We start from the raw sequence: 14,392 nt of genomic DNA on the forward strand, positions 1-14,392 counted from the left end.
CGTCCTGATTACGCTTACGGCCGCGATCTCATGGCTGAACCACCGGCTGCTCGAGCTGCCTCAAAATGTCATTCTTCTCGTGGCAAACTCGGCCTGGCGGGTATCACGCGCCTTTCAGGCCGACACCTTCTCGCCGATGGATTTATCAATCGGATCTAGGAAATCTGGATCCTGCTGTTTGCCGGAGCACTTCAGATCGATTTTCACAAACTTCGAAGCAGGGCGTGGGGGGTGCCGCTCTCGCTACAGCGGGCGTGGCGCACACGGCTCTGATTATCGGCATGGGCCGCTGGGGCATCGCTCTCCTTGCTAATATCCCGTTATCGTTTGCGTGGGCGCTGGTGTTCGCTACGTTGATGCGCCAACTGATCCGGTTGCTGTCCTCGCAACCTTGAGAGCGGCCAATCCTCCCGAAATCCTAGAAATGGATATGGCGGGCGCCTTGTGCACCAGAGCGACGGCGTTAGCCTCTTCTGCGTTTCGTGGAGCCCTTCCTTCACGTCCTGCGACTTCGCATCGCGCGACTGCAGCCGCAGGAACGCAGACACAAGTTGGAGCGAGTTCTAGACGCGGTGGTTGACCTCTTTGCGAAGGTAGTCCTTCTGTCCCAACAGGCTTTCGTTCTCGCGCAGGCTCAGTTCCCGCATGCGGTGATTGTTACGTTGTTCGAGCACGAGCCGGACGATACGTGTGGCCGCCTCCACCTCGGCGTGGGTCCATGGCGGCGCTGTTCCCCTCACGCTTCACTCCACGCCGCGAAAGACGCCCGGGGTTGCAAGTAGCCCCAACCTCCAACGGAATATCCTTGTGCGGCTCTCCTGCCCCTTTAAGGACCTCGATATGCTCCGCGCGGAACCACATCAGGATGGTCGGGACTTCTGTGGAGATGGTCAGGGCGAGCAATCCGCTCGCCTGTTCACGGAATGCGGCGGCTTCCCGCCGTCGGCTTGAAGGCCTGCCGGTCACGAATGGCTGGCGGGCGGCGGGCAACCTCACATACTGGGCGGTATTGCGGACATCGATCTTGTCGGGCACCTTGCCGTAGATGAACAGGTCCTTGCCCTGCGCTGCCACGAACCGTCAGCCGCCAGCAGTCTGGCGAGTTCCGGCCTTGAATTCTGGAAGAATTCTTCAAGCGAACCATCATTGCCGAGCTTCGAGAGAACCGTGTCTTCCTGGCAGCGCAAGCGGATACGCTCGCGGTAAAGCTCCCCCTACTCCTTCGACCTGATCTGACGCGATAGGGCATTCGCAAGCGCCTGACATCCCATGCGGGTCGATAGGGGAATCGCCCTTGGAGCCGCATGATGACATGCGATCAAGCCCTGGAGGGGACCGTCCTTTACGATTGAGAACGAAGCCGACGTTCTGACGCCCATGTTTTGAGGTACTGGATATGGATCGGCGAAACGCTTCGGAAAATGGAATCGCTGAGATCGACACCCTTAGGTCAAGGTCGGAGCGGATAGGCCTGGCCACATAGTCGATGTCGGAGATCACGCGCGATTTGTTGCGCAGGATGCCGGGAAATGGTGGTTCAAGAGCATCGAGGTTCCCGCCGACGTGCTTTCTCCGGCGTCATCGTCAAGGAACTGGTAGACCATGACGCGGTCATATCCCGTCAACTGTCGGAAATCGCGGCGGCCTCGCGGCAAAGTTCCTTGACGCTGCTCGACCTCTCGAAACGGGAACTCGCTCCGTCGAGCGTGACCAGGAACGGGATTGTTGCCAAGGTTTCGGTTTCGGTCTTGTCGAACTCGACGAAAGTGTAATCGCCAGAACGATACGCAACTACGTCAAGCGTTCCGCGCATGCCCTCCATCCTCCCCCAGAAGGCGATCGCTCGTTGAGTGAACCAGTTGTTCGGCAAGGGCGGCTCCGATGGCATTCGCCACGGAAAGACCGATCTGCGAACGGCCAAGGATTCCGGAGGTGTCGCCCGCTCCACCGACGACGGTGAGAGAGCTGGTTTCGACCACCAGCAGCACCATGCGGTTGGATCGAACCGGGAATGTGGATGGGCTCGAGGTCGCACGAGGTGACGTCGGACGTTTACGCTGTCTACTGAATTCATTTCGTCCTGTTCCGGCCTCCCATGGCGGACATGTAGCGCGGAACAACCTCGCGGCAAGTGCATTTAAGGATGTCGCGCAGATCGCTTTCAGCATGATGGCACGCTCCTTGAAAACCGCATAGCCGCGGATAGATTCGAGGCACATAAGATTTCTGAGAGTCAGGTCGAACAGACCAGAACGGGATGATTGTGAATGGACGATGAAAACCATCTGAGAGACGCGCGCGACGCCGGGGATCGCCTTGTTGCATCCCGCGTTTCCGAGGACCCTTTCGCGGCCGCCTTCAAAGCGACCCGCATGCCCATGCTCATTACCGATCCGAGGCAGGATGACAATCCGATCATCTTCTCGAACCGAGCGTTTTCAGAACTCACGGGTTACAGCCAACAGGAACTGGTCGGCCGGAACTGCCGACTTCTTCAGGGACCGGAGACAGACAGGGCGGCGGTTTCGAAGATCAGGGACGCGGTCAGCGGCAACCACGATGTCGCGGTGGACATCCTGAACTACCGCAAGGACGGCAGCACCTTCTGGAACGCCCTGTTCGTCAGCCCGGTCCGCGACCGTGACGGAACGGTCATCTATTTCTTTGCGTCCCAGCTGGACTTCACGAACATCAAGAGCAAGGAAGCAGAGCTCGCGAAAGCGCGTCATATCGCCGAGAAGGAAGTGGCTCGGAGGACGGCGGAGCTGAGCGAAGCCCTGAGCGTAAAAACCGACCTGGTCCACGAGGTCGATCACCGGGTCAAGAATAACCTGCTGACGATCGCGTCAATCATCAAGTTGCAGATGAGGATGACCACTGACGGAACCGTGGAGAAAACCCTGAAATCGGTGCTCGATCGGGTCGAAGCCCTCAGCACCGTCCAGCGGAGGCTGCTCAACGATGAGCGGCTCGGCCATTTCGACGTTTCCGACTTCGGGCGCGACCTTGTGACGGACATCGTAGGATCGCTGAAGCGTCCGGACATCGTTCTCACGACTGATCTCCACCCCGTGACGGTCTCGGCCTCGAAGGCATCGCCGCTCGCCCTGATCGTCAACGAACTCCTGGGCGATGCCGTCAGGAGGGGGCTCAGCGATGGCGGCGGCGAGATTCATCTCGAAATCCGCAGGCTGAACGGGCACTTCCTCATCCGTGTCGTCGACACGGTCACCCCCGTAGAGGTGGACAGGGAACAGAGCGACTTCAGCCACGCCATGCTGGACGCCTCTCTTCGGCAGCTGCGAGCCAATATCGAACGTCATGTGGAAGGCCACAAAACGGATGTCCGAGTGACCATCCTTGTCGAAGACTAGAAAGGACGAATTTTGAGAACGTTGATTGTCGAAGACGAGATGTTGCTGGCGCTAGAGCTCGAAAGCGAGGTGGAGGCCAGCGGTCATGAGGTAGTCGGGATCGCGAGCGACTTCAATGAGGCGATCAGCCTGATCGGCCGGAAAGAGGCCGAGTTCGCCTTCGTCGATATCCAGCTGCGCGACGGGCCGACCGGAATCGAAGTTGGACGCCATCTGGCGTCGGCGGGTATTCCGTTCGTTTTCGTGTCGGGAAACCTGAAGAGGATTCCGGAAGACTTCGCCGGAGCGCTGGGTGCTATCGAAAAACCCTACACCGTCAACGGGCTTCAAAACGCGCTCTCGTACGTCGATGCCCTGTTGTCTGGCGCACCACTTTCATCCGCTCCGCCGAGCCTGATCATGTCGGGCCGATCGGTTCATATCCGCACCGTCGAAGCGACCCGTCTCAGGGCCGGAACGGCAGGGTAGCGATTTTGCCACACTGGAAACGATCCTGAGCTAGTTGTACCTATTAGCTCTTCATGACCCTTCAACTCTCGCTCGGTGAGCGCGATCTTGACTCAACAACTGAAGCCTGTTCGGGAACGACAGCCGGTCGTCGCTGGGCATGTCTTCCGGCCGCGGCCCGTCCACGGCCGGGAACGCTTATCAACGGGGAATTCAATGGTGCCAGCTTTCGTTTGGCTGGGGGCGAATGCAAGGAAGCACTCGACGAGCTCTTGCGAATGCAGCGCATTGACAGGATGCGAACTGGTGACCCGTTCCCTGTATTGGCCAAATCTACACAAACGACTGATCATGCATTAATTTTTGCAAACTCGAAAATTGCATCGATCACTGCGCCCTGCCTGGCGATCTTCTCGTTGCCTCGACGCCAGAACACAACATATTCATAGATCACGGCCGGACGAAAGGGGATCCGCTTCAGATCGAACATTGCGCATTGCCGCGCGACTACGCAGATGCACCGCGTCACGTGCGTTTGCTGAAGGCGTCGCGCGGAAAGCCGGAAGCGAGATGGTCGACGAGCGCCCGGACTGCAGGTGACAGGCCGCGTCTCGTCGTGAAAACCAGATGCACGATACCTTGTAGCCCACCCCAAGCTGGCAACACGCGCACAAGCTTACCAGCCTCCAGGGCCTCGCGACAGACATGATCGGGCAGGAGCGCGATACCGAGGCCACTGATTGCAGCATCGCGCACGGTTGCCATGTCCTCGCATCCCATGCGCGGCTGGACGCGAACGACATGCTTGTGCCCATCCTCAGCTTCCAGGTGCCATTCGAGATCGTCCGACGCATGGTCAGTTGCCAATGTCGGGAAGTTGTTCAGATGCTCGATGCTGGGCACCTGACTGGCAAGTTGAGGACTGGCAACTAGAATGCGTATCGAGGCTCCCAGCGACCGCATTGTCAGGGCCGCATCCGAGGTGAGGCTGGCGCGTACGCGAAGTGCGAGATCAATGCGTTCTTCGATAAGGTCCACCGCCCGGTCGCTTGCCACCAGCTGGAGCCGCACTTTCGGAAAGCGTAACAGGAAGGATGACATCAATGCTGAAATGGGCGCGACCATCCCTGTTGGGCAACTGAAGCGGATGCGGCCATGCGGTTCAGCCTGCGCCTGCGCGACCAGCGCTTCCGCCTGTTCGGCTTCCGCAAGTATTGCTCTGCATCGCTCGTAGAATGCCTGGCCAGTGTCAGTCACCCGGAAGCGGCGGCTCGACCGTTCGATCAATCGCAAGCCTAGCCGCTCCTCAAGGCCGGCAATCCTGCGACTAAGTTTAGACTTCGGCTCACGCAGCGCCCGACCTGCGGCGGCAAAGCCGCCATGAGCGACGACCTCGGCGTAATAGGCGTAATCGTTGAGATCAATCCGCATCCAGCGTTCCTCCTATGGAACGGTACGTGTCAAACCCGCTGACTACAAGCCTCGTCGTTCATCATCGATATTTGAAAGCAACAACGCTTCGCTGGTTTTGAAGGAGAAAGACGATGACGAACAGGTTCAACAACAAGGTCGTGGTGGTGACGGGTGGATCCAGCGGTATCGGTCTCGCCGCGGCGAAAGTCTTTGCAACCGAGGGTGCTTCGGTATTTATTACCGGCCGCCGGCAGGAGGCGTTGGATGCCGCCGTTGAGCAGATCGGCGGCCGGGTCACTGCGGTGCGAGGCGACATGGCTGATCTCGCCAATATCGACAGGCTTTATGACGCCGTCCAACAGAAGCACGCACAGATCGATGTGCTGTTCGCCAATGCCGGCGGCGGCGAAATGATCCCCCTCGGCGAGATCACCGAGGAGCATTATCGAAGCACCTTTGATACAAACGTCAAAGGCGTACTGTTCACGGTGCAGAAGGCGCTACCTCTGTTGAAGGACGGTGCCTCTGTCATCCTGACGAGTTCTACTACCAGCATTTCCGGCACGCCGGCTTTTAGCGTCTATTCGGCGACCAAGGCCGCGGTGCGCAACTTCGCCCGCAACTGGATGCTCGACCTGAAGGATCGCCGAATCCGCGTCAACGCGATCAGCCCTGGCGTTACCGATACAGCCGGTTTGGATGAGCTGTTTGGTGGCGGCAATCAGGCGCAGGGCACAAGGGATTATCTCGCGAGCCTGATTCCTGCCGGCCGCGTCGGCCAGCCGGAAGAAATTGCCAGGGCTGTTCTGTTCCTTGCCTCCGATGACGCGAGCTTCGTCAACGGTATCGAACTCTTCGTCGATGGCGGCCAGGCCCAAATCTAAAATCCCAGTGTCGCCAGGACCCTCGGCCCAATATCGTGGCCGAGGTCGGCGGCTTCTCAAGGAATCATGCCATGATACAGTCTAACGAGTCCGCAGAGCGTATCCGCGAGTTGCTTGACCGGAACCTCCAAGAAGTCTTCGGCGAAGGTGACAACGACCGCCGGCGTGCCACGATCGGCGAACTTTGGGCATGGGACGGCGTCCTCTACGCTCCTCCCGGTGCAATCATCGGCCACGATGCGATCGACAAGTTCGCTGGCGACCTAAGAGCCACGCATCCGCACTATGTTTATACGGCGTACGGCAATCCGCAGGTGCTCCACAACGCCGGACGGTTGTCTTGGGGTTCGGGGCCGCGAGGTGAGCCGCCGAAATATACGGGCTGGGACGTGATCACCGTCCGCGATGGCAAGATCACGGCACTTTACGTCTTCCTCGACGAGACGTCAGAGGAGTTTCGTCAGGCCAGCGGCGAACCTGCGCGCTGAGTTGCTCTCCTGAGCCGGCAGGCATACCGGGCGAAGACGGCTAAGCGAGCGCAATCCTGTACGATGGACTGATGGCGTCGGCCCAACCGGCCTCCCATCGAGGCTCGGCCTTCCGCATGCAGAAGAAAACGGACCTCAAGGTGCGCGAGCAAAATCCTTTGCTAGCGTCTTCGCTTTGAACGGAACCGAACCTAAGATCCTGTCCGCGAAATGCGACAGCTATTTCGCGGTCAGCTATCGCGAACCCGGCCTTCACGGATCAGGTCGATGAATGCCCTCAGCTTGGACGGAATATGGCGTCGCTGTGAGAAATAAAGACTGAGCCCAGGATAGGAGGGCGACCAGTCTTCAAGAACTGTAATGAGGTCGCCCACAGATAGATGGGGCGCCAGGGCGTGCTCTCCCAGATAAGCGAGGCCGAAGCCGGCAAGGGCCGCCTCCAGTATCAGATCGGATGCATCGAATGTCAGGTGACCCAAGACATCGATCAGAATGGTTTCGCTGCGCTTTTCAAACTCCCAGCGATAGAGCCTTCCTCCCGTCATGCGCATCTGAATACAGCGATGCCGCGACAGATCACTCGGCACGACGGGCTTGTCGCGACCTTCGAAATACCGCGGCGACCCGACGACGAAGGAGCGCATTCGGGATATGATTGGCACCGCAACCATGTCGGGGGAAATTGCCTCAGTGAGACGAATGCCGGCATCGAACCCCTTGCCGACCACATCGACAAGCGCATTCTCGGTGACCACCTCCAGTTCCACGTCCGGATAGCGGCGGGCATATTCCAGGAGAAGCGGTTGCAGCAGGATGCGCGCCGCGCCCGGCGCCATGTTCAGCCGCAGCCTTCCCGATGGCCGATCCGCATGTTCCCCGACATTCTCGATGGCTTTTTCCAGCGTCTGCAAAGCCGGCGCGATCTCGGATAGGAATTGCTCTCCCGCCGCAGAAAGGGCCACGCTGCGCGTTGTGCGGTTGAAAAGCCTGACGGCAATGCGCTCTTCCAGCGCGGCAATGGCATGGCTCAAAGCCGATGATGACATGCCAAGCTCTCGTGCGGCAGCCCGGAATCCGCCGTGGCGAGCTACCGCAGCAACCGCCTCCAGTTCGACGAGGCTCGCCCTCATTGCGCAATCCACTTCATCAGCTCGTCCGATTTTGTCCTACTACTCGCAACACATAGCGCATGCCATTTTTGACATGAAGTCATTGCAGGAGAAACGACATGCATATCATCGATCGCATTTACATTGACGGCGCGTTCGTCGAACCCCATGGCGACCAACGGGCGCTGCTCTTCAATCCGGCCACAGAGGAGCAGATTGGTACCGTGCGTCTGGCCGATGCGGAGGATGCCGATCGCGCGGTGGCGGCCGCCAAGCGCGCTTTTCCGACCTTGTCCAACACCGGCAAACACGAACGGATCGAAATGCTGCACCGGCTGCACGCTGCCGTGTCCGCCCGTGCAAGCGATCTCATCGACGCCATGCGCGCGGAATATGGCGCACCGTCGAGCTTCATCGATTTTTCGGCTCCGCGAGCGGGCAACGTCTTCCTGGACATGGCCAAGACACTTGAAGGCTATGAATTCAGACGCCGTATCGGTGGTGCCGAGGTCGAGATGCGCCCCTCCGGTGTCGCCGTGGCAATCACCCCCTGGAACAGCAACTACGGCTTCATCTGCGGAAAATTGTCCGCCGCCATTGCTGCCGGCGCCACCATGGTAATCAAACCGTCGGAGATGAGCGCCATCCAGACGCAGGTGATTACCGAATGCCTGCACGCTGCAGGTCTTCCCAAGGGCGTCTTCAACATCGTCACCGGCGACGGAGCCGTCGTTGGCTCCGCGCTGACCGCCCACCGCGATGTGTCGAAGATCACCTTCACCGGATCCACGGCCACAGGCCGGACTATTGTCCGCAAGGCAGCGGAAACCATGAAGCGCGTGACGATGGAACTTGGCGGAAAGAGCCCGAGTATCATTCTCCAAGATGCCGAACTTGACGTGACACTCCCACAGGTGCTGGCAGCAGGCTTCCTCAACAGCGGGCAGGCTTGCATAGCCGGAACCCGCATTCTTGCGCCGAAGAGCAGGTTCGAAGAAATCGAAGCCCGTCTCCGGGAGGCAGTCAAGGATTTCAAGGTGGGCGACCCCAAGGACAACAACGTCCGCATCGGCCCCATGGTCAGCCAGAAGCAATGGGACCGCGTGCAGTCCTATATCAGGCTGGGCCAGGAAGAAGGCGCCATTCTGCTCGCCGGGGGCGAAGGACGGCCGGAAGGGCTGTCGCGCGGCTGGTTCGTACAACCGACCATCTTTACCGGCGTGACCAACGACATGCGTATCGCACGCGAGGAGATCTTCGGACCGGTTCTTTCCCTTATTCCGTATAGCGACGAGGAAGATGCGATCACAATCGCAAACGACACCGATTACGGCCTGCAGGCCCAGGTCTTCTCATCCGACATCACCCGGGCACGACGTGTAGCCGACCGGATCGAGGCCGGACGCGTCATTCTCAATGGCGCCCCGCACGAACCAATGGCACCGTTTGGCGGCTTCAAGCAATCCGGTTTCGGACGGGAATTCGGCGTCTTCGGCCTCGAGGCCTTTCTTGAACCCCGCGCAGTCCTTGGCTGAGGAGCGAACCCATGACGAAGAAGCCGATTGCGCTGATTACAGGCGCCAAAAAGTGACTTGGCAAAGAGGTTGCCCGCCAGCTCGGCGGGCTCGGAATGCGGGTCTATCTTGGCAGCCGGGATGGCGAGCGCGGACAGACCGCGGCGGACGATCTGGCGAAGGTAGGAGCGGATGTGATGGCGATTGCGCTCGATGTTACCCATGAAGCGAGCATCGTGGCCCCGGCACGATATATCGAGGACCGGGAGGGATTGCTCGACATTCTCGTCAACAATGCGGACGTCCTCTCTCGTGTGCCTGCGCTTGAGACGGGCGCGGCCAACATGTTTGCAACCGATGATATCAACGTCTCTGGCATTGTACGCACCATCCGCCCATTCCTGCCGCTACTGCAAAGATCGCCGCATCCGAGGATCGTCAATATCACCAGCACCAGCGCCTCCATGACACTCAAAAGCGATCCGGCAACGCCGTTTGGTCAATCGGACACCATCGTTGCGTACGCCTCGTCCAAAGCCGCCGCGACGATGGCAAGCCTGCAATATGCGAATGCCTTCCGGCGTCACCCCTCGCGTGCGCATATAAAGATCAATGCGGCGACGCCGGGCCATATCGCAACCGATTTCGACGGCCACGCCGGCACGTGCGCGGTGGAACACGGTGCGAAAATTGTCGTGGATCTGACAATACTTCCCGATAGCGGTCCCAGCGGGGCTATATCAACGAAATAGACCATTGCCCTGGTGAAGTTTATTCTTGACTGTTCGTTCCAGAATGGTCATCTCAATCCTTATGGCAAGAATCAAGGAATTCGACAGAGACAAGGCGCTGGAGTCAGCAATCGGCGTATTCCGGGAGCACGGCTTCGACGGCACTTCGACGGAGATGCTGGTTAAGGCCATGAAGATCGGCCGGCAGAGCCTGTACGACACCTTTGGGGACAAGTGGGAACTCTATCGTCTCGCGGTGGAACGCTATGCATCCGCGGAGACGGAAGCTCACATTCGCAACTTGCGCAGCAATGGGCGCGCGATTGATGGCATTTCCGCAATGATGGATCGGGTGGTGGCAGAAGCCGACCAGGCATGTCTAGGCGTCAACTCAATCTGCGAATTCGGCCAGAGCCGCCCGGACCTGACAGAGGTGCATCTTGCGGCCGATCATCGGTTGAGACAAGCGGCAACGGATTGCGTCAGGCAGGCTCAGGACGCCGGGGATCTGGAAAGATCGATGGCGGCTGATGCGGTGATAGATTTTCTCATCGCCAGCATCGCCGGCATTCGGATTGCGGCCCGCGGGGGTGCCAGGCCCGAGGCGCTGCAGTCCCTCGCGGGGCTGGCGCTCCGCGCCCTCATGCCACGGTAAAAAAATTTGTTTATTTCTGGAACGAACAGTCAAGAAAGGACTGAAAATGAAAGCAGTCATCATGAACGGCATCGGGGACACCGATGTCATGGAAGTCGTCGAATATCCGGAACCCGTCCCCGCACCGGGCCAAGTTCTCGTCGAGATTGCCGCGGCAGGCGTGAATTTCATGGACATTGGCGTTCGGCAAGGCATGGCCTGGACCGACATCGAAAATCCCAAAATACTTGGCGTCGAAGGCGCAGGGCGCGTTCTCGCCGTCGGTGAAGGCATAACGGGTTTCTCCGCGGGCGATCGGGTTGCCTGGGTCTACGCTCCTGGAAGCTACGCGGAGCGGATCTCAATACCCGTCAATTCCCTGGTTCGCCTACCTGATTTCATCGATGACCGGACAGCGGCCGCATCCATGATGCAGGGATTGACGGCCAGCCATTTCGCCACCGATTTCTACCCGGTCCAGCCGGGCGACACTGCACTGGTCCATGCCGCCGCCGGAGGCGTTGGCCTGCTCCTGACACAGATCATCAGACTGCGAGGCGGCCGAGTCATCGGGCGCGTTTCTTCCGAAGACAAAGTCGCTATCGCCACACAGGCAGGCGCAGAACATGTCATCGTCGATCGCCAGGGAGACTTCGCGCAGCAAGTCTTGAAATTGACGAACGACAGGGGTGTCGACGTTGTCTACGACGGTTCTGGCCCGATGACCTTTCAGGGTTCTCTCGATAGCCTGCGCCGTTCGGGGACCTTTTGCTGGTACGGTCCCGTTCTGGGCGGGCCGGGCCTCATCGACATCATGAGCCTGCCGAAAAGCATCAAGATCGGCTACGCGGTTTTTTCCGACCATGTTTACGCACCGGACCTCCTTCGCGCCCGCACCACGCAGCTTTTCGACTGGATCCGGGATGGCTCCATGAAGATCAACATCGGAGGAAACTATCGTCTTGAAGACGCGGCTTCGGCACACGCGGACATGGCAAGCCGACGCACGACCGGCAAGTTGCTGCTCCTACCCTAGTCGGCTTTCGAGCGCAGCAATACACGCATCTACCTGACCCCGCAGTTCGAAAGCGGAGTCAGGTAGATGATCAGTATTGGATTTGAAGCCACAACGAGGCGACGGGACTCAAGTCAGCGTCAACAACCGCTCCAGCCAGCTATTTCGCGCCGCGATGCAAGCACGGGCAAGTTCGGATTGAGGGGCGATATCGTAAAAGCCATGAACGGCTCCGCCCCAGATATGTAGTTCGCATTGACCGCCGGATGCTAAAATTCTGACAGCATAATCGATGGCCTCATCACGAAAAACTTCGCACGCTCCGACATCGATAAAGGTCTGCGGCAGCCTGGAAAGATCTGTGGCCCGCGCCGGTGCGCTATAGGAGGAAACGTCGCCGGCGCCGCAGTTCTTGGCCGATTGCCGCTTGCCATGCAGTCCGGTTGCTGGTCGTATCCCACACTCCGACACCGTTATATTGGTCGGCGGACGCCGTTCCGTTTCGATCGTCGATCGTAGGGCACTGCAGCAACTGACCCAATAAGCGCGGACCGTTTCGGTCTCGTGCCATCAACGTCGTGCCGGCCGCGAGCCCTCCGCCGCCGCTCCCGCCGAAGATCACCAGGCGCTCCGGATCGAACTTGAGCTCCACCGAGTGAGAGGCCATCCACACCAACGCGGCATAGCAACCTTCCACCGGAATTGGTGCCGGATGTTCCGGTGCCAGCCGGTACTCTACCGTCACGCAGACTGCATCATGCCTAATCCCCAATCAACAGGGGAGCAGCACCGGCAAAGCGATTGCCCGTGACCATGCCGCCGCGATGCAGAAAATAGATCGCCGGGCCACTTTGGTCCCTAGGCGAAATGATCGAAACGAGGATTTCGCCGCCATCGAAGCCGATGATCCGGTCATCGACGCAATCAACAGGGTGATCCCGCAGCAGGTCCTCTCTGGTCGGGATGCTTATCGACCGGAAATAGGACAGTTGATCCAGGGGGTCATCCCCTTTGGAACGAAGTCCCCGATCGTTGCCAGAACGGCGGCACGTTGCGGGTCATAGGCAGGTTGAGACATGATTATATCCAGATTCGAGATTTTATCTAAATGGGGCGGTGGGTGCGATTTTCGCGTGTGCGGCTAATCTAACGGGTGGCCACCGAGCTCCATCAGTCTGTCTATCTCGATATTTTCGAGAAACGTGTCATCATGGCTCACGATCAAAAGCGCGCCGTCGTAGGCCCTCAGCACGGCTTCCACCGTATCGATGGACTCGATGTCAAGATGACTGGTCGGCTCATCGAGGATCAGCAGCGACGGGGGAGTGGGTCCCCCGAGCACGCAGGCGAGGCCGGCACGCAGGATCTGCCCCCCACTTAATGTTTCCACGCGCTGAAGGGCGGCATCCGAACGAAAACGAAAACTCGCCAAAGTGGCCCGGCAGGCATTGTCGGTCGTGCCGGGGTTCAACCGCTTGAAATTGTCGAGGATACTTTTGCCACCATCGAGAAGGCTGACACTCTGATCCAGCATCATGGAAAGGACAGAAACCGTGACCATGCCGGTGACGGGCACGATATCTCCCATGATCAGCTTCAGCAGCGTCGTTTTGCCAGACCCGTTCGGGCCGGAAAGCGCTACACGCTGCGGACCGACGATCGAGAAGGACAGATCGCGGAAAACGGGATGTCCGTGGTCATAGCCCGCAGTAACACGGTCCAGAGACAAAACTGCCTTACCGGAAGGCAGGTTTGTGGCCGGAAGATGCACGGAAAATGGCTGGAGCACCTCGACTCGCGCCTGGGCCGAAGCAACCGCGTCAAGCGCATCGGCGCGCTGGCGCTCGGCAAGTTCCGTGACCTTGCCAAGGCTGGCCTCCGCATTGCTCTTGCGCCGACCGAGGAGAATTTTTGGCATGCCTCCCTTTGCTGCTTTTCGGTTCCCCGATGCGTTCCTTCGGTCCTGCCGTTCCGCCAGGACCTGCGCCCTGCGATCGATTTCACCGGCGGTCTTTTGGGCATGCGCCAGATTCTGCTCGGCGGCATTCAACTCGATTACCATCGTCGATCGATAGACGCTCCAGTTGCCGCTGTAGCGTTTCGCCCCAAGCGTGGTCAGTTCGACGATGGCATCCATATGCTCAAGCAGTTCGCGATCATGGCTGATAACGATGGCCCCGCCCTTCCATCTGCTGAGAAGGTCAATGACTGCCTGCCTCCCCGCACTGTCCAGATTGTTGGTTGGTTCATCGAGAAGAAGAAAATCCGGCTCTTCGAATAGGGCCGCCGCAAGAGCAGCCCTGGTCTGCTGTCCACCAGATAAATGGTTGAGCAGCGTATCCGGCTCGGCAGCCAGCCCAAATCGCGCAAGGGCAGACAGGATTCGCTCCCTGATTGTCCAATCGGCCTCTGCAAGGTCTTCGAGGCTGGCGGCGCCGTTTTCGGCCCAGGCAAGCAATTCGAGCGCCTGCCCAGCACAGAAAAGATCGGCGATCGTTTCGTTTGGATCGACATCCAGCATCTGCCGGACAAGCGCCACTTTGCCATCGACGGTAATGGCCCCCCCAGACGGAGACAGGAATCCGGAGATAATTTTCAGCATGGTCGTTTTGCCGGCGCCGTTTCGGCCAACCAGGCCGGTTCTTTCCGGTCGGAACGACAGGTCGAGACCCTCGAATACTGGATCACCGTCCGGCTTAAACCAGGAAAGACCTGACAGCACGATGGAAGACATATTAAACCTGTTGCATCGAAATAAACGGCACGTTATCGTGCTGTTATCA

17 protein-coding genes and 3 pseudogenes are annotated in these 14,392 nt (G+C 59.0%); 8 read left to right on the top strand and 12 right to left on the bottom strand.

Features of this window, described 5'->3' with window-relative positions; translation table 11 throughout:
* Positions 1 to 320 precede the first annotated feature (320 nt).
* The 6 genes and pseudogenes from ACSQ8R_RS31165 to ACSQ8R_RS31190 form a co-directional block, all read right to left on the bottom strand.
* Positions 321 to 551: pseudogene (locus ACSQ8R_RS31165) on the bottom strand (hypothetical protein); the annotation flags it as partial.
* Between the two features lie 12 nt (positions 552 to 563).
* Positions 564 to 740 carry a hypothetical protein gene (locus tag ACSQ8R_RS31170; RefSeq protein WP_436257345.1) on the bottom strand — a complete coding sequence of 59 codons (177 nt, stop codon included), beginning with the start codon at positions 738 to 740 and terminating at the stop codon, positions 564 to 566.
* The gene (locus tag ACSQ8R_RS31175; RefSeq protein WP_436257165.1) at positions 658 to 1,074 is read right to left on the bottom strand and encodes a hypothetical protein; all 417 of its coding nucleotides are present in this window, start codon (positions 1,072 to 1,074) and stop codon (positions 658 to 660) included. The genes ACSQ8R_RS31170 and ACSQ8R_RS31175 overlap by 83 nt, the downstream gene beginning before the upstream one ends.
* Positions 1,075 to 1,214: 140 nt before the next feature.
* Positions 1,215 to 1,400, bottom strand: a pseudogene (locus ACSQ8R_RS31180) (GAF domain-containing protein); the annotation flags it as partial.
* Between the two features lie 221 nt (positions 1,401 to 1,621).
* A complete protein-coding gene (locus ACSQ8R_RS31185; RefSeq protein WP_436257166.1) occupies positions 1,622 to 1,813 on the bottom strand; it encodes a hypothetical protein in 192 nt (63 codons plus the stop codon).
* A complete protein-coding gene (locus ACSQ8R_RS31190) occupies positions 1,797 to 2,285 on the bottom strand; it encodes a hypothetical protein (protein WP_436257167.1) in 489 nt (162 codons plus the stop codon). The genes ACSQ8R_RS31185 and ACSQ8R_RS31190 overlap by 17 nt, the downstream gene beginning before the upstream one ends.
* Between ACSQ8R_RS31190 and ACSQ8R_RS31195 the strand changes: the two genes are divergently transcribed.
* Positions 2,268 to 3,374 carry a PAS domain-containing protein gene (locus tag ACSQ8R_RS31195; protein ID WP_436257168.1) on the top strand — a complete coding sequence of 369 codons (1,107 nt, stop codon included), beginning with the start codon at positions 2,268 to 2,270 and terminating at the stop codon, positions 3,372 to 3,374. The two genes, ACSQ8R_RS31190 and ACSQ8R_RS31195, sit on opposite strands and share 18 nt — an antisense overlap.
* A gap of 12 nt (positions 3,375 to 3,386) precedes the next feature.
* The gene (locus ACSQ8R_RS31200) at positions 3,387 to 3,842 is read left to right on the top strand and encodes a response regulator (RefSeq protein ID WP_436257169.1); all 456 of its coding nucleotides are present in this window, start codon (positions 3,387 to 3,389) and stop codon (positions 3,840 to 3,842) included.
* 328 nt (positions 3,843 to 4,170) lie between these two features.
* Here ACSQ8R_RS31200 and ACSQ8R_RS31205 read toward each other — a convergent pair whose 3' ends face one another.
* Both ACSQ8R_RS31205 and ACSQ8R_RS31210 read right to left on the bottom strand, forming a co-directional pair.
* Positions 4,171 to 4,311: a hypothetical protein gene (locus ACSQ8R_RS31205; protein WP_436257170.1), complete on the bottom strand. Its 141-nt coding sequence runs from the start codon at positions 4,309 to 4,311 to the stop codon at positions 4,171 to 4,173.
* A gap of 35 nt (positions 4,312 to 4,346) precedes the next feature.
* Positions 4,347 to 5,252: a LysR family transcriptional regulator gene (locus ACSQ8R_RS31210; RefSeq protein WP_436257171.1), complete on the bottom strand. Its 906-nt coding sequence runs from the start codon at positions 5,250 to 5,252 to the stop codon at positions 4,347 to 4,349.
* 113 nt (positions 5,253 to 5,365) lie between these two features.
* Here ACSQ8R_RS31210 and ACSQ8R_RS31215 point away from each other — a divergent pair, with 113 nt between their 5' ends.
* Entirely contained in the window at positions 5,366 to 6,118 is a 753-nt protein-coding gene (locus ACSQ8R_RS31215; protein WP_436257172.1) for an SDR family NAD(P)-dependent oxidoreductase, read from the top strand.
* 71 nt (positions 6,119 to 6,189) lie between these two features.
* Positions 6,190 to 6,606: a nuclear transport factor 2 family protein gene (locus ACSQ8R_RS31220; protein WP_436257173.1), complete on the top strand. Its 417-nt coding sequence runs from the start codon at positions 6,190 to 6,192 to the stop codon at positions 6,604 to 6,606.
* A 230-nt stretch (positions 6,607 to 6,836) separates the two neighbouring features.
* On the opposite strand, the gene ACSQ8R_RS31225 is transcribed toward ACSQ8R_RS31220, so the two are convergent.
* Positions 6,837 to 7,736 carry a LysR family transcriptional regulator gene (locus ACSQ8R_RS31225; RefSeq protein WP_436257174.1) on the bottom strand — a complete coding sequence of 300 codons (900 nt, stop codon included), beginning with the start codon at positions 7,734 to 7,736 and terminating at the stop codon, positions 6,837 to 6,839.
* A 98-nt stretch (positions 7,737 to 7,834) separates the two neighbouring features.
* On the opposite strand from ACSQ8R_RS31225, the gene ACSQ8R_RS31230 reads away from it, so the two are divergent.
* The 4 genes and pseudogenes from ACSQ8R_RS31230 (at position 7,835) to ACSQ8R_RS31245 (ending at position 11,630) form a co-directional block, all read left to right on the top strand.
* Positions 7,835 to 9,250 carry an aldehyde dehydrogenase family protein gene (locus ACSQ8R_RS31230; RefSeq protein ID WP_436257175.1) on the top strand — a complete coding sequence of 472 codons (1,416 nt, stop codon included), beginning with the start codon at positions 7,835 to 7,837 and terminating at the stop codon, positions 9,248 to 9,250.
* Between the two features lie 68 nt (positions 9,251 to 9,318).
* Positions 9,319 to 9,981 (top strand): annotated as a pseudogene (locus ACSQ8R_RS31235) (SDR family NAD(P)-dependent oxidoreductase); the annotation flags it as partial.
* A gap of 61 nt (positions 9,982 to 10,042) precedes the next feature.
* Entirely contained in the window at positions 10,043 to 10,615 is a 573-nt protein-coding gene (locus ACSQ8R_RS31240; RefSeq protein WP_436257335.1) for a TetR/AcrR family transcriptional regulator, read from the top strand.
* Positions 10,616 to 10,661: 46 nt separating this feature from the next.
* Complete coding sequence (locus tag ACSQ8R_RS31245; protein ID WP_436257176.1) at positions 10,662 to 11,630, top strand: quinone oxidoreductase family protein; 969 nt, start codon at positions 10,662 to 10,664, stop codon at positions 11,628 to 11,630.
* Between the two features lie 108 nt (positions 11,631 to 11,738).
* Here the strand turns inward: ACSQ8R_RS31245 and ACSQ8R_RS31250 are convergent, their stop codons facing one another.
* From ACSQ8R_RS31250 to ACSQ8R_RS31260, 3 genes are all read right to left on the bottom strand, one after another.
* Positions 11,739 to 12,080, bottom strand: a complete 342-nt coding sequence (locus ACSQ8R_RS31250; RefSeq protein ID WP_436257177.1) for an alpha/beta hydrolase — start codon at positions 12,078 to 12,080, stop codon at positions 11,739 to 11,741.
* On the bottom strand, positions 11,989 to 12,354 hold the full coding sequence (locus ACSQ8R_RS31255) for an alpha/beta hydrolase fold domain-containing protein (RefSeq protein WP_436257178.1): 366 nt from the start codon (positions 12,352 to 12,354) through the stop codon (positions 11,989 to 11,991). Before ACSQ8R_RS31255 ends, ACSQ8R_RS31250 begins: the two co-directional genes overlap by 92 nt.
* 396 nt (positions 12,355 to 12,750) lie before the next feature.
* Positions 12,751 to 14,343 carry an ABC-F family ATP-binding cassette domain-containing protein gene (locus ACSQ8R_RS31260; RefSeq protein ID WP_436257179.1) on the bottom strand — a complete coding sequence of 531 codons (1,593 nt, stop codon included), beginning with the start codon at positions 14,341 to 14,343 and terminating at the stop codon, positions 12,751 to 12,753.
* Positions 14,344 to 14,392: the final 49 nt, after the last annotated feature.

Origin of the sequence: Neorhizobium sp. LjRoot104 (assembly GCF_964253725.1) — a bacterium.
GTDB lineage: Bacteria > Pseudomonadota > Alphaproteobacteria > Rhizobiales > Rhizobiaceae > Neorhizobium.